Annotated in this window: 13 protein-coding genes; 10 read left to right on the plus strand and 3 right to left on the minus strand. The window is 41.9% G+C overall.

Annotated elements, in window-relative coordinates; translation table 11 throughout:
* Window positions 1-748: 748 nt before the first annotated feature.
* From AAW12_RS01105 to AAW12_RS01125, 5 genes are all read left to right on the plus strand, one after another.
* Complete coding sequence (locus AAW12_RS01105; protein ID WP_046671787.1) at window positions 749-1,582, plus strand: helix-turn-helix transcriptional regulator; 834 nt, start codon at window positions 749-751, stop codon at window positions 1,580-1,582.
* Window positions 1,583-1,719: 137 nt separating this feature from the next.
* A complete protein-coding gene (ygiD, locus tag AAW12_RS01110) occupies window positions 1,720-2,577 on the plus strand; it encodes a 4,5-DOPA dioxygenase extradiol (RefSeq protein WP_197083953.1) in 858 nt (285 codons plus the stop codon).
* Between the two features lie 224 nt (window positions 2,578-2,801).
* Window positions 2,802-3,101 carry a SelT/SelW/SelH family protein gene (locus tag AAW12_RS01115; RefSeq protein ID WP_046671789.1) on the plus strand — a complete coding sequence of 100 codons (300 nt, stop codon included), beginning with the start codon at window positions 2,802-2,804 and terminating at the stop codon, window positions 3,099-3,101.
* Between the two features lie 67 nt (window positions 3,102-3,168).
* Window positions 3,169-4,005 carry a methylated-DNA--[protein]-cysteine S-methyltransferase gene (locus tag AAW12_RS01120; RefSeq protein WP_197083954.1) on the plus strand — a complete coding sequence of 279 codons (837 nt, stop codon included), beginning with the start codon at window positions 3,169-3,171 and terminating at the stop codon, window positions 4,003-4,005.
* A 22-nt stretch (window positions 4,006-4,027) separates the two neighbouring features.
* Window positions 4,028-4,639: an alpha-ketoglutarate-dependent dioxygenase AlkB family protein gene (locus AAW12_RS01125; RefSeq protein WP_046671790.1), complete on the plus strand. Its 612-nt coding sequence runs from the start codon at window positions 4,028-4,030 to the stop codon at window positions 4,637-4,639.
* A gap of 121 nt (window positions 4,640-4,760) precedes the next feature.
* Here the strand turns inward: AAW12_RS01125 and AAW12_RS01130 are convergent, their stop codons facing one another.
* Entirely contained in the window at window positions 4,761-6,641 is a 1,881-nt protein-coding gene (locus tag AAW12_RS01130; RefSeq protein ID WP_046671791.1) for a M1 family metallopeptidase, read from the minus strand.
* 196 nt (window positions 6,642-6,837) lie between these two features.
* Between AAW12_RS01130 and AAW12_RS01135 the strand changes: the two genes are divergently transcribed.
* From AAW12_RS01135 to AAW12_RS01150, 4 genes are all read left to right on the plus strand, one after another.
* Window positions 6,838-8,148 carry a BamA/TamA family outer membrane protein gene (locus tag AAW12_RS01135; protein WP_053003481.1) on the plus strand — a complete coding sequence of 437 codons (1,311 nt, stop codon included), beginning with the start codon at window positions 6,838-6,840 and terminating at the stop codon, window positions 8,146-8,148.
* Between the two features lie 107 nt (window positions 8,149-8,255).
* On the plus strand, window positions 8,256-9,053 hold the full coding sequence (locus AAW12_RS01140) for a hypothetical protein (protein ID WP_046671792.1): 798 nt from the start codon (window positions 8,256-8,258) through the stop codon (window positions 9,051-9,053).
* An 18-nt stretch (window positions 9,054-9,071) separates the two neighbouring features.
* Window positions 9,072-11,141, plus strand: a complete 2,070-nt coding sequence (locus AAW12_RS01145; protein ID WP_046671793.1) for a TonB-dependent receptor — start codon at window positions 9,072-9,074, stop codon at window positions 11,139-11,141.
* A gap of 9 nt (window positions 11,142-11,150) precedes the next feature.
* Window positions 11,151-14,465 carry a DEAD/DEAH box helicase gene (locus AAW12_RS01150; protein WP_046671794.1) on the plus strand — a complete coding sequence of 1,105 codons (3,315 nt, stop codon included), beginning with the start codon at window positions 11,151-11,153 and terminating at the stop codon, window positions 14,463-14,465.
* A gap of 71 nt (window positions 14,466-14,536) precedes the next feature.
* Here the strand turns inward: AAW12_RS01150 and AAW12_RS01155 are convergent, their stop codons facing one another.
* Both AAW12_RS01155 and AAW12_RS01160 read right to left on the minus strand, forming a co-directional pair.
* A complete protein-coding gene (locus AAW12_RS01155) occupies window positions 14,537-15,070 on the minus strand; it encodes a hypothetical protein (RefSeq protein WP_046671795.1) in 534 nt (177 codons plus the stop codon).
* A gap of 111 nt (window positions 15,071-15,181) precedes the next feature.
* Window positions 15,182-15,667, minus strand: a complete 486-nt coding sequence (locus AAW12_RS01160) for a hypothetical protein (RefSeq protein ID WP_046671796.1) — start codon at window positions 15,665-15,667, stop codon at window positions 15,182-15,184.
* Window positions 15,668-15,796: 129 nt separating this feature from the next.
* Between AAW12_RS01160 and AAW12_RS01165 the strand changes: the two genes are divergently transcribed.
* On the plus strand, window positions 15,797-16,243 hold the full coding sequence (locus AAW12_RS01165) for a MarR family winged helix-turn-helix transcriptional regulator (protein ID WP_046671797.1): 447 nt from the start codon (window positions 15,797-15,799) through the stop codon (window positions 16,241-16,243).
* Window positions 16,244-16,286: the final 43 nt, after the last annotated feature.

The raw sequence follows: 16,286 nt of genomic DNA on the forward strand, positions 1-16,286 counted from the left end.
GGCATTGCGCCCCTCTTTATCTTTTTCGTTTTTCCCTTCGTTTCCGTTGGGACTGCAAAGGTAGAAATCTTTTCTGAACTTCCAAAAACTTTCTGAAGTTTTTTTTCTTTTCTCTTTTCCGATTTCCGCGTTTAAAATAAACCCAGCGGGATTTTAAATCCTGCCAAACTACCTTAAACCCTTCTTTTTTCATGGTTCCCTGCTTTCGCGGTAACCGTCCCTCCCTTGCGGAGTGGTGCAAAGATAGGGAGTTTACAGACAAACTTCCAAGCCTTTTGTTCTTATTTATTTCATTTTCCCCTTAACTGCCTGTAAGGGTGCGAGATTCTTTTTGTAAAACAGGTGGTCGGAAGGCTGGGATGGCTGATCCTAGTCCGGAATGGGCCTTCTGAGAACCCACGTTAATCATAAATATTATGCAGGCAGGCTTCGCACCGGATCTATTATCAATTCCGTTCAACTTTTGTTAGTAATTGATAGGGGTATTACAGGGGGATAACAGGGGGTTAACAGGGGTTTAGCAGGGGTTGTACCCCTATTAACCCCCTGTTAAAACGGTGCTATAATGGTGTTAATTATAAATCAGTATACAATTTGAACCTAAGCGACGTAACAACAGACTTCCGCTTTTGTCAAAACTGCCGCTGAAACAAGCAAAATATCAATATGAAAAGCCAAATAGTCTTTGACAAACAATATGTAATTGAAACCGTATATTCGTAAATAGCAAATTAAAATCTTCCTTATTTTGAACGGACTTTTCAAAATTTATAAAGTTGATGCCGACGAGGCATTGCGCATACAGCAATCCAAAAACGAAATACATCAACATGATTTCGAGGAATTGATTATTGGTGTGACAGGAAAGCTCGAGCATTTTATCGATTTTAAAACAACAACCTACACCGCTCCTTTTATAAGTTTTGTCACTCAGGGCAAAACCCACCGCGTTAAACCTCTTTTGCATAACGGTAGTATTGAATTTTGGGTCATTCGATTTAAAAGTGAATTTATCCCCGAAACGACATTCCAGCTCTACGCCCACTTTCATGAAAATGCAACCTTAACCTTTGCCAGCCCCAATTGCTTCGGCAGATTGACGATCTTATGTGAACTAATGCAGCAGGAATGCTTACAAACGAGCGTAGATTATGCCGTCATCAAACAGCTATTGAGCACTATCTTTACCATGATTGAATCTGAACGGAAAAGGCAATTTCCAGACAGCCAACAGCAATTAAAAAATCAGAGTACAACGTTCACAAGCTTTCTATCTATACTGGAAGAGAACTACCGTCGTCCCGAAGGCGTTAATTTTTACGCAGAGAAGCTTTTTATGTCCGCAAGAAACCTAAATTTAATTTGTCAGAGCATATTACAACAAAGCGTTTCTGAGATCATCGAAACACGGAAACTTATTGAAGCAAAAAACCTCTTGTTGACAACGACTAAAACGATCTCGGAAATCGGCTTTGAACTCGGCTACCAAGACAAAGCTTACTTTACCAATGTCTTCAAAAAGAAAGCCGGCATGACGCCTTCGGAATTTAGAAATGAAATTCAAAAACTTATTTCCGAATAGCGTACGACAGATTTCCGAATAGTACAACAGATTGACAAGATAGTTATACCGCCTAGCCAGCCCCATCCCCTACCTTTGTAGTAAAAATTGACGCAGTCACATCATATCAAATGCGTAGAAAGGATTTTATTAAAATTATGGCAACATTACCATTAGCTGGAGTAGCACATAAAGCAAACTCGCTCTATAAATTTTCCGAGGAACTAGAGGCAACGGATAAATTTCCGGTCTTATTTTTAGGACATGGAAGTCCCATGAACGCCATAGAGGACAACGAATTTGTGCAGGGCTTCAAAAAAATAGGTCAAACTTTCGAGAAACCGAAGGCGATTCTTGTTGTTTCCGCACACTGGGAAACACGTGGAACATTTGTCACAGCGATGGAGCACCCCGCCACAATTCATGATTTTGGCGGCTTTCCTCAGGCACTCTTTGATGTCCAATATCCAGCTCCAGGAAGCCCAGCACTCGCTTTGGAAACGCAACGTGTCGTCAGCAAAGCGGATGTTCACCTCGACGACAAATGGGGATTGGACCATGGTTCCTGGTCAGTCGTCAAACATCTATATCCTGATGCAGACGTTCCAATTATTCAAATGAGCATCGATTACACACAGCCTGCAGCATACCATTACGAGATTGCACAGCAATTAAACGCGCTAAGAAAAAAAGGGGTGCTCATTATAGGGAGTGGCAATATGGTACACAACTTACGGATGGTCGCCTGGGACAAACTCGATACGGCAGGCTATGCGTATGAGTGGGCCACGATAGCCAACGAAAAAATGAAGCAATTCATCCAGAACGGCAATCATCAGGCGCTCATCGATTTCAGAAAACAGGGCAAAGAGTTTGACTTGGCAATTCCGACGCCTGAACATTACCTCCCTTTAATCTATACCTTGGGTTTACAGGAGAAAAATGACGAGCTGTTTCTCTTCAACGACAATTCAGTGGCTGGATCGCTGACCATGACTTCTTTGAAAATCGGGTAAGCCTCCAGCACACCGATCGGGTATATCCAAAACGAGCCGCCCATTCCATTGACCGAGTAAAAGACCATTGGAATAGGCGGCCTTTATATGAAATGGACGGGTTTTACACTATACGCCAACGAGTTGGAAATGATCTCGAAATTTCCATGACAAAAAGCGCTTTGATTGCAGCGCTAGGATCGATAAATTTGTTTAAAACAAAACAACGCACTTTAACTTAACTCATGGCAACAAAACCTGTTATTGAAATTGAATATTGTCCAAAATGCAATTGGATGCTGCGTGCCGCCTATATGGCGCAGGAGGTGCTGAGTTCGTTCACGGATGAAATCCATGGCGTTATGCTGGTCCCCAGCGAAATTGCAGGCCGTTATACCGTACGGGTAGCGGATCAGGAGATTTTCGATCGAAAAAGAGCGGGTCGATTCCCCGAAATAAAAGAACTCAAACAACTGATCCGCGATCTAGTTGCACCAGATAAATCCTTGGGTCATTCGGACAAATATCCTTCATCCAACATTTAATTTAGCATAAATCGGATTTTAAAGACTTCTTCTTATTAGCAACTTTGTATAAATTAAATGAACAATCATGACTATTCAACAAGAAGTAGATTTTCAACGTATCGCCAAGGCCATACATTTCTTACAGGAAAACTTTAAGACACAGCCTACATTGGGTCAGATCGCTTCTCATGTTTACATGAGTGAAGCTCATTTTCAACGCATGTTTACCGCATGGGCAGGTACAAGTCCCAAGAAATTCTTACAGTATGTGAGTATAAATCATGCAAAATCATTGCTCAAGGAAAATAACATTGCTGAAACAACATTTCAGCTTGGCCTTTCCAGCAGCAGTAGACTTCATGAGCTATTCATCAATATTGAGGGGATGACTCCCGCTGAATATAAAAATGAAGGCTCCAATCTATTGATTTCCTACGCCTATTATCAGAGCTTATTCGGCACAATGCTCATTGCATCCACTTCTAAAGGTATTTGTCATATCGCCTACGCGGATGACAACTTAACAGCTTTTGACTCTCTTCAGCAACGGTTTCCGAACGCAACATACCTACAACAGGGAAATAGCATGCACGAGAATGCACTCAAAGCATTAAATCCACAAGACAAAGACATCCGTCAGGTAAAATTGCATTTAAAAGGCAGTGATTTTCAATTGAAGGTCTGGGAAGCTTTATTAAAAATCCCTATGGGTAACTTAAGTACTTACGGTGCCATCGCTTCTCAAATCGGAAACCCCAAGGCCTCCCGTGCTGTCGGTACAGCTATCGGAAGCAATCCGATCGCTTACCTTATCCCTTGTCATCGGGTGATACAAAACAGCGGAATATTTGGCGGCTACCGATGGGATCCGATGCGGAAAACAGCGATGATCGGATGGGAGACTTTACATACCGCTATTTAGTAAACACACACAATACGATAACATGGAACTTTTCGACAATCTCTTCGATGGCAATAGAAATCTACTCCCTTACGATGGGACTGTCAATTATTATGGCAAAATACTGTCTCCGCAGGAAGCAAACCACTATTTTGATAAACTCATGGACTCGATCGAATGGGTAAATGATCGCGCCATTATTTTTGGAAATGAAATCGTCACCAAGCGAAAGGTGGCTTGGTATGGCGATCAGGCTTTCGAATATAGTTATTCCAACACCACTAAAAGGGCGCTTCCCTGGACACAGGAACTTCTTGAACTGAAAAAAATTGCCGAAGAGCAAACACAGGAAACCTATAATTCCTGCCTGTTGAATCTGTATCACAATGGCGACGAGGGAATGGCCTGGCACAGTGACGGTGAAAAAGATCTCAAAAAAAATGGAGCAATTGCTTCTTTAAGCTTTGGTGCTGAACGGAAATTCGCTTTTAAACACAAAACGAGCAAAGAAAAAATAGACATCATCTTGGGGCATGGAAGCTTATTGGTGATGAAAGGTGTTACACAAACCTATTGGCTGCATCGGCTTCCACCGACAAAGAAGGCATTCAGCGCACGAATTAATCTGACATTTCGAAGCATCGATCAGCTGTAGCCGTTCGTAGCGGGGCAAGGCTGACACCAACGAACAGCTATTTTTCCGCAGACTACAACAGGATTCAGTAAACAATCGTGTCAACCTTTTCAGAACATAAAGGCTGACACGATCAATCGGGTTACTTTATAACGTTCCAGCTGTTGTCTTTAGCTGTGTAATCCATAAAAATACCACCGTCCAAGGTAATATTTTTCACCTTTTTGGTCGAACTCCAAGTCATGCTTGTCTGTTTTTCATTGTGTTGCCAAATTGCTGGAGTTTGATGTTTTGTCTCCACCGATCCATCCGCATAGGTAATCAACACATCAAACGGAATTGCAAATCCTCCTACATTGGTGATTGTAAGTGTATTTTTACCGCCGAGTTGCTTAAAGCTATCCACTTTAAGGTCGATGTAATTATTGGTAAAATACCAATTTTTCCAATACCAATTTAAATTTTGCCCAGCTCCGGCGTTGATACTGTAAAAGAAGTCCCAAGGCGTAGGATGCTTTCCATGCCATAACTCCATATAATGATGTAATGCTTTTTTAAACAGTTCATCGCCCAGATAATCCCGTAATGCAATATAAGACAACGCGGCCTTGATGTAAGCATTATTACCATACCCTAAACCACTTAACTGAGAGGTCATCGTAATCAGGGGTTGATCTTCTTCTGTAGAAGGGTCAAAAATATAGCGCTTTACGCGAGCATCCTTAAAAAGCTCTTTGTTTTTTTCGGCACCGATCTCTGCATTTCCGATCCAGAATTCCAATGCAGTAGCCCAGCCTTCATCCATATAACCGTATCGTGTCTCATTGATACCCATGTAAAAAGGAAAATAAGTATGTGCAATTTCATGGTCTGCTGTTTGCCGTGCATCCACAAGATTATCAGGAACACTCGAATCGTTGATCATCATCGGATATTCCATATCTGCAAATCCCTGAACGGCCGTCATTGTTGGGTATGGATAGGTGACACCAGGCCAATTTTTAGAAAACCAGTTAATACAGTATTGTTGCCAGCCAATATATTGTTCAAAATCTGGCGTTCCGGCGACATAGCTGGATTGCACACTCACGCGCTTGCTTCCCAAATCTACACTCCCGCCATCCCAGATATAATTGTCACTCACACTGAAACAAAAATCAGGTACATAGCTTGCTTTGAATTTCCACTTATTCCAGGCTTCTTGCGCTGTCACCTTCCCCGATTTCATTTCAGCATCAGTCGCGATATGTATTGGGGTATCGCTAACTTTTGATTTTTCGAAACGGTCCAGAATAGGTTTCTGCAGTACATCAGCGGCATTGGTCAATTCACCTGTCGCCCACACAACAAAGTTCTTCGGAACGGATATCTCAAATTGATAATCGTTGAAACCATTGTAGAATTCTTGTCGGCCATTATGTTCCAGCAGATCCCAGCCATTGTAATCGTCGTATACAGACACACGCGGATACGCGTAAGCACAATAAAAGGTAGACGCATTCAGCAGTCCTTCACGGTCGCTTTCGGCAGATAAAGGGTATTCCCAGCTAATGTCCAACGTTGCAGTACTTCCCGGAAGGATTTTCTGCCCAAAATCGCCTAACTTCACCGTTCCCCAGTCCTTGCTGTTTACGTCGTAAACTTGACCATTTAGTTTAAACGACTTTATCTTTAGACCCGAAGTTAGGTAATCGTCCGAAGCGTATGCCGCACGTACCGCATTGGGTTTGTGCACATTGTTGACAAATCGGATAGCCAAGCGATTCAATGTATCGGGACTATGGTTTGTGTACAGAATAGTCTCTGTTCCACTCACCGTCTTTGTAGCCGGATCCAATTGCACCCGCACATCATACTTCCCAAAATTCTGCCAATAGTTTTTTCCCGGTGTGCCCGTTGTGGTACGGGTCCCCTTTGCGATCGCTTGCTGAATATTCCTTGGGGTATACAGTTCTTGTGCATGAGCAGCCCCCGTCAATAAAAGCAACGTCAATCCGTAATTCAATATAGTGCGTCCTATCATATCCTAGTTTAAATAATCAAACTAAGATAAATTTGCTGTGATTTGCAAGTTTAATTCTACAGCTTCGCCAGAAAAATAAACTTCTCCAACACAATACCCTATTCGCATTTGTTCAACCATCAAAAAGACAGGCTCCAAGTGCCGGAGAAAACATTTTATTTTTTTTTACGTTTAGTTTTAAGATAAGCCCGAATGTATGCATCAACTTTTACGTTATAACGATTTCTTCCGATACGCTTTTTTAGGAATACTTTTAATTTCAATCCCTACACTCCTTGCAGCCCAAACTGATGTGAAAGCAGACTCTGTTGCACAGTACAAACAGCAGCGTGACTCGGCCTTGGCCAGTCAATACGATATATCGGATCTCATCGGAAGAATAATACATCCCAAACGAAAAAAGGAACATGCAAGTAAACGTTCTCCCATCACCTTAATGCCCAACATTGCTTACAACCCAACCATTGGTGGCCAGATTGGAATCAAGGCTGTCGCCGGGAAAGTACTGGGTGATCCCAAAACAACGACCATGTCGATCGCAGCGACATCCGCCTCGATCACCACGAAAAATATTATGGTCTTCTATATCAGCCACAATGTATTTACTCCGAACAACAAACTAAATTTTCAGGGTGCTTTTGCACTTGTCAAAATGGTGGCTTTAGACGCAGGGCTGGGCATGACTCCCCATGGGAAATGGAATAATGCCGATGAAGAGATTCTTGCCAACCCCGACCATAAGAAATACGGCGCAAAATATAATGCATTTACATTTAATGAAAAAGTCTATAAACGCATCGCCGACGGGCTATTTGTTGGAGCCGGACTGGCGTTTGACTTACGACGGAAAATAACCAGCAGCGGCCCCAATGGCAACGTTACGCCCAATACCATCTACACCGAAAAACATGGCTTCGAGCCCGACAGTTACAATTCCAACGGCCTACTGCTCAATATGCAATATATGACCAGAGACAATCCCAACAGGCCTTATAAGGGCATCTATTCGGATATCGGTGTGCGATGGAACACCACATTGCTGGGCAGCAGTAAGAGTGCGGTACAGCTTACCACCGACTTTCGCAAATACTTTAGTCTATCCCAGTCCGATCCGGCTCATGTACTCGCCTTCTGGTATTGGGGTTCCTATAAACTTGGTGGTACACTTCCCTATTTTGATCTTCCAGGAACAGGAAGGGACGTAGCCGTCAGAAGCGGCCGCGGTTATACCATCGGTTATTTTAAAGGAATTTCTTTCGGTTATGCTGAAACAGAATACCGCTTCCCAATTTTAAAGAATCGCTTTTTGAGCGGAGCTGCTTTTTTTAACCTACAGACTGCCAGCGACGAACTGGGCACCAAACTTTTTGAAAGGTGGCAACCTGGGGGTGGTGCCGGATTACGGGTTCTCTTTAACAAAGCAACACGCACAAATCTATGTTTGGACTATGCCTTTGGAAAATATGGTTCCCGTGGTTTCTTTTTGGGGCTGAATGAAGCGTTCTAATTCCAGGCTACGGCAGCTTTCTTTGCCATAAAATAACTAAATTAGCCGATGTTGTTGCTCTTTCTCTGCATGAAGAGTGACTGCATAGGCATTGACGATACTTCATCATGAATTTAAAAACCTTTTTTCTATACATTCCATTATGTTTAGGTCTTGTTTCCTGTCATCAAGCAAAGACGCCAACACCAACATCAACGAAAAGTGAAGACCAAAAGAAAGAACAAGTAGCCCTTCCTGCCTCCGCGTCGCTCCCATCGGATACGTCGAGCTACGATAGTCCACGTTTTGAAGGCAGGGTAAAAGAACAAGCGCAGCAGTTAATGAAAATGAATGATGCAAGTCTCTTCGATAAACTTCATCAGAAGTTAACGACGACACTACCTGCGGACCAGAAGGATTATTTTCTTGGGCATCCCAACTTAGCTGTTTTAGCGATAACTAAAGGGAATATCTTTGAAAATGGTGCCGATGACCTTGGGTATATTGTGTACAATAAAGATAATCATCGCATCGAAATCATCCTATCGGATCGTAAAAACAATACATTCAACACATTGTATAAAGAATTAAAAGTTGTCAATACCCTTCAGAATCTGGATTGTTCATCCGGCTTTGGAACCCTCGATTATCTCGTGGCTTCCGAACTGATTTATCAAGAGGATTATATTCGTTTAAACAATTCAAATTACCTGATTGACGACAATTCCTTTAATGTGACCGATATTTCTACGAACAGAAACTTTGATTTGCAGCAGGGATGTTTGAACAAAAACATCTCAAAAGATGCCATGGCCAACAGTCTTTGTGTACCGACGAGCTCCGTATATGCGAATTTTCAATGCTTAAAATACAATAAGAAAAAGCAGGTTTTTGAAATTTATTTCAGTCAAGAATTTGCAGACTAAGCCGAACTAACCCGAACGATGAAAAGATATTACCTACTTGCTACCCTTGGTTTATGTAGCAAATTATATGCGCAAGAAGTGGATACTACGACTAATCGGCTAGAACAAGTCGAAGTGAAGGCCTACTTCAATAAACAACCGCTCCTGCGATTGACATCTTCTGCGGCTGTGTTAAGCAGCCAAGCGATCCAATCCCAGCAGTCGCCCTCTCTGGTTTCGGCAATGAACAGGGTACCGGGTTTACGGATGGAAGAACGTTCTCCTGGAAGTTACCGGCTTGCACTCCGTGGGAGTATGATCCGCTCGCCTTTTGGTGTTCGCAATGTCAAAATCTATCTGGATGACTTTCCGCTTACTGACGCCGGCGGGAACACCTATCTTAACGTGCTCGATCCCTATGCAATCGAGCAAATCAATATATTGAAAGGTCCGGACGGATCGATCTACGGGGCCAATTCAGGCGGTGTACTCTCCTTATATAGTAAAGGATTTGATCGATCTACACAACCTCAAGTCAATCTCCAATTAACGGGAGGCTCCTACGGTCTTTTCCAGGAACAGCTGAATGCAATATTACCCGTCAGCAAGACGCAACAACTTGCCATCAATCAGAGTTGGACGAGAAGTGACGGTTATCGCCAAAATTCAGCCTTAAACAAAAAGAATATCCAGCTCAATTACAATTGGCAATACGCAAAGACATCCGAATTAAAATTCACGGGCCTCTATTCGGATCTCGGTTACCAAACTCCGGGAGGGCTCACCGCAGCGCAAATGGAAAGCGACCGCAGGCAAGCCCGGCCAAAGGGCGGACCAAACCCTGGTGCTGCTGAACAAAAAGCAGCAATCTACGATAAAACATTCTTTGGTGGACTGAGCAACCAGACGCATCTCAGTTCTAAGATGACCTTATTCGCGAGTGTATTTGGTTCATCCAATCAGATCAAAAATCCCTTCATCACCAATTACGAGAAAAGAGATGAAAAGAACTTAGGAACGCGCCTGTATTTATCTTATGCAGATCTGTTGAGCAGAGATTTAAAATATGAAGTCCAACTGGGATTGGAAGCGCAAAAGGGTTGGTATGCTATCGACAATTATGACAACGCCCAAGGTGTCGCTACCGATCCTCAGGCCAAGGACAAATTGGAAAACAGTCAGCAATCATTTTTTGCACGCACCCAGCTGGAGTGGCTGGAGCGTCTTCAGGTAGAGCTGTCACTCGGATTAAATGAGAATAAAATTAGCTACCAGCAACGTTACCCTGTTCCACAGGAGAACAAAGAAAACATTGACTTCGGAAGTACATGGATGCCACGAGCTGCTCTATCGTATTTGATCACACCAATGTTCGCACTAAGAGCCTCGATTTCTAAAGGTTTCTCTGCACCAACTGTTGCTGAGGTACGCTCGTCAGACAATACAATTAATACGATGCTGAAGCCAGAAACAGGTACAAACCACGAACTGGGACTGCGTTGGCATTTGTGGAATCGGCGGATTATTTTAGATGCAGCGGCCTACACCTATCAAATGAATAATGCCATTATCCGGCAGGTACGGGACAATGGTGCAGAATATTTTCAAAATGCGGGTAAAATAAACCAAAAGGGACTGGAAGCATCGCTATTCGTCTATTTGATCAGGCCTCAAGCGACCGGTATGGTCCGTAGCCTACAACTGACCAGTAATTTTTCCCTCAACGACTACAGTTTCAAAACCTATCAGATAGGCGACAAAAACTATAAGGACAATAAACTCCCTGCGGTCCCTAAAACGGTATGGGTAAATTCGTTGAATATACTCTTCCCGAATGAATTCCAATTGGATCTTCTTTCCAATTTAACAGCCGCAATACCACTGGACGATGCAAACACTGTTTATGCAAAACGGTATCATCTTTTGCAAGGCAAATTATCCTGGAGCAAAGCTGTCTGTTCACAGTATAAAATCAGATTTTTTGTAGGGGCCGACAATCTACTCAATCAAAAATATAGTCTTGGAAACGATATCAATGCTTTTGGAGGACGGTATTTTAATCCTGCCCCATTACGTAATTATTATGGCGGAATGAGTTTTAATTTTTAATCAAGGATCATGGAATTCCATCAGTACATATTGACCGATATCGATTTCACCAAGGTGAGCCGCTATTCTTATTTTCCTTGGATGGACCTGACACTGGCCCATTTCCAGGTCAATGCGATGGAGATGGAGGTCAATCAGGCAACTTTTCAGGTACTGGAGAATTACACCGATTTTGAAGTGATGATCATTTATACGGCACCCACAACAGCCGTCTTTTGCAATTGTCCACAAAGTGGATTCTGTCGTCATCAAAAGGCGGCTTTAAGTAAATTATTTACACAGGAGAATTGGCTGGCATTTTTTGACCACAACCGCTATCAGCATCTTCTCAAGAAAGTTGCGACACAGTATGGGCTGGAGAAGGAATCATCCCTAGAAAACTACTTTTCCGCACAGATCAAAGCGGGGAAGCTGGAATTTCTGTTAAAAGACAAACAGTTAACCTCTATCGATGACTTTGATCTCGTGGAGGAATCTCTTGCCCCAAAAGCCAAGACGACAGTCGAACAGCGACATCATTTTGTGGTGTTAACGCGCAACCGGTATTACAAAAATCTACAAATACTCCTGTGTCAATCCCCCATGACGAAATCCGGCGTACCAAAAAAACCGGTTTCTTCCAGTGAGAGCCAGTCTCATATCTGGCAAAGCAGCTCGATTGAGGAAATGCAATTTTACACAGCTGTTTATCAATTTTCTCAAGCTGTGCAACAGGATATTGATATTAGCTCCAGCCTGAAGGCGATTGCAAAAAACCCCTTACATCTCGATTTTTACCTGCATGACTATGAGAAATCCGAAAATATTACAGCCTCCACATTATCGCGGGTACAATTAAGCCTAAACAAAGGTGATATTAAGCTCTTTATTACAAAAAAAGGTGCATTTTATGCCATTCAGGGAGAAATTCATATCCATACCATTGCCTACAGTTTACAGGATTTAGTTGTTCTTTTGGACCATTTTATTCTCATCAAAAATCAACTTTTTCTGATTGAGAATAAACATCACCTTAAGTTGATCCGTTTATTTGGCAACAAGGGGGAACAATTGTTGATCCATCAACGTAAGTTCGAAGAGTTCAACAGGTTGTTTTTGGAACAGATCGCACATTCCGTGGAGTTGAATTTTAACGATATTCCAAAAGCAAGCAAGCCACAGTTGAAGGAAAACCTATATTATCAGGACATGCAGCCCCTTTTGTTTTTGGAGGAATCGGAAGATTTTGTCAACCTTATTCCTGTTATGCGTTATGGTGAGGTCGAAATTCCCATTTTAAGTAAGCGGAATATATTTGGCACGGACAGCAAGGGTATGCAATTTTTGGTCGATCGGAAACGTGAAGCTGAAACAAAAGTTATTTCACTGTTACTGAAACAGCATCCCTATTTTCAGGAGCAAATGGATGAGGGAAGCTTTCAGCATTTTTATCTGCACCGCAAATACTTTCTGGACAGCAACTGGTTTCTGGATGCTTTTGAGGAGTGGCAGCATCAAGGGATACAGATCATCGGATTTAACGCGCTACGTGGAAATAAATTAAGTCGTTTTAAAGGAAAAATACATGTGGAGGTCCTCAGTGGACAAAATTGGTTCAATGCCAATATAAAGGTGTCATTTGGCCCCAAAAGTGTCTCGCTAAAAAAACTTGAAAAGGCGGTACGGAACCGCTCGCAATTTATTACCTTGGATGATGGCACCCAGGGGATTTTACCGAAACAGTGGCTCGATAAATTTGAGGCCTATTTTAATGCTGCCGAATCGATAGCTGATGATTTCATTGAAATTCCAAAATACAAATTCAATGAGATCGATCAATTATTTGAACAAGCGGAGCTAGACCCCATCGTGTTGGCAGAGCTCAGCACCTTGAGAAAGCAGCTCGCTCATTTTCCCTCGCTATCCGAAGTCCAGGTACCGCCCACTTTTGTCGGAAACTTACGTCCTTATCAGCAGCAGGGCTTACAATGGCTACATTTCTTGGACGGGCTTAACTTTGGCGCCTGTCTTGCCGATGACATGGGACTTGGCAAAACAATCCAGATATTAGCCTTTCTGGCTACTCAAAAAGCAAAGGGACAATCTGCACCAACATTACTTGTACTTCCCACGACCTTAATTTTTAATTGGCGGCATGAAATCCAACAATTTCTTCCATCGTTCCAAACGCTCGTCCTAGATGGTCCAAATAGAATAGAGAAAGGGCTGCAGTTTGAACAATACGACCTGGTTTTAATTTCTTATCACAACCTGCTGACGGATATCAATATCCTAAAGCGAATAACCTTCAATTATGTCATCTTAGATGAATCGCAGCAAATCAAAAACCCGGATTCCCAGCGATACAAGACCGTAAATTTGTTAAAATCAAGAAATCGCATCATCTTAACGGGAACTCCTATCGAGAATAATACGATGGATCTTTATGCACAGCTTTCCTTTATTGTGCCAGGTCTACTAGGAAGCAAAAAATATTTCAAAGATGTCTATACGACTCCTATAGATGCTTTCCACGACCGCAAGCGAAAAAAAGTGCTGAAAGAGAAAATAAAGCCTTTTATTCTCCGGAGAACAAAGCAGGATGTATTGCGTGATCTTCCTGCGAAAAATGAACTGGTCCTCTACTGTGAGATGAAAACTGCCCAACGGCGAATTTATGATCTTTATGAAAAAGAGTTTCGGGATTTTATCTCTGCTAAAGATGGCGATGAAATCAAGAAAAGCCCCATGCATGTGCTAAAAGGCCTAACAAAATTGCGCCAGATATGTAATTCAAGCAAACTTCTCCAAAATGAAGATCTGACTACTGCTGCAGACTCTGCCAAAATCGAAATGCTTATCGAACAGATTCAGCATAAAAAAGACCAGCACAAAATGATCGTGTTTTCCCAGTTTGTCAGTATGCTCAACCTGATTAAAGAGGCTTTGGACAAACAAGGTATTCGTTCGCTGATGCTCACAGGCCAATCCAAAGATCGAGGTAAATTGGTTAGTGACTTTCAATCCGACAAGGATATTCCCGTTTTTTTGGTCAGTCTCAAAGCCGGTGGTACGGGACTTAATCTTACCGCAGCGGATGTTGTATACCTGGTAGACCCCTGGTGGAATCCTGCTGTTGAACAACAGGCAATCGACAGGATCTATCGTATGGGACAACAAAAGACGGTTACCGCTGTTCGATTAATCAGCCCTAACACAGTCGAAGATAAAATTCAAACCTTACAGCAACATAAAAAGGAGATTAGCAACAGTATTTTGGATGATGGTGGAAGTATAGATGCCTTTTATCTAGACAAAAACTATTTAATGAATTTGTTACGGTAAACTATTGAAAACAAAAAAGGGACATCAATCGATGTTCCCTTTTTTTACTATAATTCGTTTTCAGCTGCTCTTTATTTTTTGTCAGAAATGTATGTTTTGTTACCATTTCCGTTGATATAGTATCTTCCTCCTTTTGGACCGACATAGATGGTATGGCCGTTGTATTTTTCACTAGTCGCTTTATCAGCTGCAGCTACCGCATCTTTTTTAACAGCAGTAACTTTTTTTTCAGCTTTAGCACTTTCTTTTTTCACGGCTTTTTCCTTCGCTTCCATCGGTGCGGCTGGCAGTGTTTTTGTGTCAGCCATCTTTTTTGTCTGCGCTGGCTGCTCTTTGACTGCAGCTTCCTTCTTCTCTTTGACTGCAGCTTCCTTCTTCTCTTTGACTGCAGCTTCCTTCTTCGCTGTAGCTTTCACCGGTGCTGCCTTCGTTTTCGTTTCGGCCTCGTTGGCTTTAGTCTTTACTTCTTTTACTTTTTGTTCAGACTTTTTGGCTTCCTTTTCCATTTTTTTGGGAGCCGTTTGTGCATAGGATTGTCCCAATCCCACTGCAGCGATCAAAGCTAATGCAGCTGTGATTTTTTTGAAACGATTTATTGCTTTCATAACTCAATTGTTATTTAAATAATTGTAAATAAAAGTACAATACAAATGCCATATTTTGATTTAATTTCTTGAACAAAACATTTTTAACATACTTTTAACTTAGCCAAGGAATTATTCAACAAGTTGTTTTCTAAATTTCGAATCAATTATATATTTTACCCCCTTCGCATCTATAAATACAGGCTTTCCATTATAACGCTCGTTAATGCGTCGATCAATTGCAACACGATACCGCGTGGGTGAATTAGTGGACCTATAGGTTATATTCTCTAACGATTCTCCAGCGCTGGCAGTTACTTCCGAGCCTTCATATATCCGCTCACTCACCCTGCCCGTAAAACGCTGTTTTCCCGTTGACGTTTTTATTTTCTCCAGCTGTTCAGGCTCTTTATCACTTCGCGCAACATATAAGCTCATCGCATCTACCTGAGGGCTTAAAGGGAAGAATGGATCTAGCCACCGATATACAAAATGATAATCGGTTTCTAAGTTATTAAAAGCATGCATTTGCTGCGCCCTTACAGTACTAATCCCACCGCCTAAAATCAGCAGTGGCAGTAGGCAACGTTTAAAGAAGATTAATTCAACTCCTAACATATCTTTTTTCCTTTCGTTCAAGTACTCCCAAATAAAATGCCATCCCTCGCTAAAGCACTCATCTTTAACACATTTTTAACTAAAGCAAATTAGTTTGATATTTAACTGTTTTATATTTAACTTTGTATTATGAAAAACGAATCCATGAATCCAGTAAAACCCTTAGTGGACAGTATCATTGCTTTACGGACGAGCTTAAAACAATACTATATCCAGAAAATAAAGGAACAGCAATTGGATATCACCTACGAAATGTTGCAAGTATTGGCAGCACTGTGGAAAAAGGAGCAAATGAATCAGCAAGATATAGCTACAGCGATACAAAAAAACAAAGCTAGTGTTACTCCGCTGATTGATAACCTGTGTAAACGGGACCTGGTTAGGCGCGTCAGCGATCCCAATGACAGACGAAATAATTTAATCGAATTAACGGTAAAGGGAGACGAATATAGGACATTGTTAGACCCTGTCCAGCAAGAACTTTACCGTGTGATCCTACAGGAGATAGCAGAAAACAAAGTATTGGAAATTACAGAAACTCTCGAAAAATTGACCTCCATTATTGAGAAGCAATAGTATCGGGAGCCCTGATTTTCAAAAAAAGAAGAAAAGTAATTGA

This window comes from Sphingobacterium sp. Ag1 (assembly GCF_000988325.1).
Classification (GTDB): Bacteria; Bacteroidota; Bacteroidia; order Sphingobacteriales; family Sphingobacteriaceae; genus Sphingobacterium.

What these genes read in the sequence shown, in the direction of transcription:
- AAW12_RS01125 (WP_046671790.1), top strand. Translation starts at nt 4,028, where the DNA reads ATGGAACTTTTCGACAATCTCTTCGATGGCAATAGAAATCTACTCCCT.
- AAW12_RS01135 (WP_053003481.1), top strand. Translation starts at nt 6,838, where the DNA reads ATGCATCAACTTTTACGTTATAACGATTTCTTCCGATACGCTTTTTTA.
- AAW12_RS01165 (WP_046671797.1), top strand. Translation starts at nt 15,797, where the DNA reads ATGAAAAACGAATCCATGAATCCAGTAAAACCCTTAGTGGACAGTATC.
- AAW12_RS01145 (WP_046671793.1), top strand. Translation starts at nt 9,072, where the DNA reads ATGAAAAGATATTACCTACTTGCTACCCTTGGTTTATGTAGCAAATTA.
- AAW12_RS01130 (WP_046671791.1), bottom strand. Translation starts at nt 6,641, where the DNA reads ATGATAGGACGCACTATATTGAATTACGGATTGACGTTGCTTTTATTG.
- AAW12_RS01155 (WP_046671795.1), bottom strand. Translation starts at nt 15,070, where the DNA reads ATGAAAGCAATAAATCGTTTCAAAAAAATCACAGCTGCATTAGCTTTG.
- AAW12_RS01115 (WP_046671789.1), top strand. Translation starts at nt 2,802, where the DNA reads ATGGCAACAAAACCTGTTATTGAAATTGAATATTGTCCAAAATGCAAT.
- AAW12_RS01120 (WP_197083954.1), top strand. Translation starts at nt 3,169, where the DNA reads ATGACTATTCAACAAGAAGTAGATTTTCAACGTATCGCCAAGGCCATA.
- AAW12_RS01140 (WP_046671792.1), top strand. Translation starts at nt 8,256, where the DNA reads ATGAATTTAAAAACCTTTTTTCTATACATTCCATTATGTTTAGGTCTT.
- AAW12_RS01160 (WP_046671796.1), bottom strand. Translation starts at nt 15,667, where the DNA reads ATGTTAGGAGTTGAATTAATCTTCTTTAAACGTTGCCTACTGCCACTG.
- AAW12_RS01150 (WP_046671794.1), top strand. Translation starts at nt 11,151, where the DNA reads ATGGAATTCCATCAGTACATATTGACCGATATCGATTTCACCAAGGTG.
- ygiD (WP_197083953.1), top strand. Translation starts at nt 1,720, where the DNA reads ATGGCAACATTACCATTAGCTGGAGTAGCACATAAAGCAAACTCGCTC.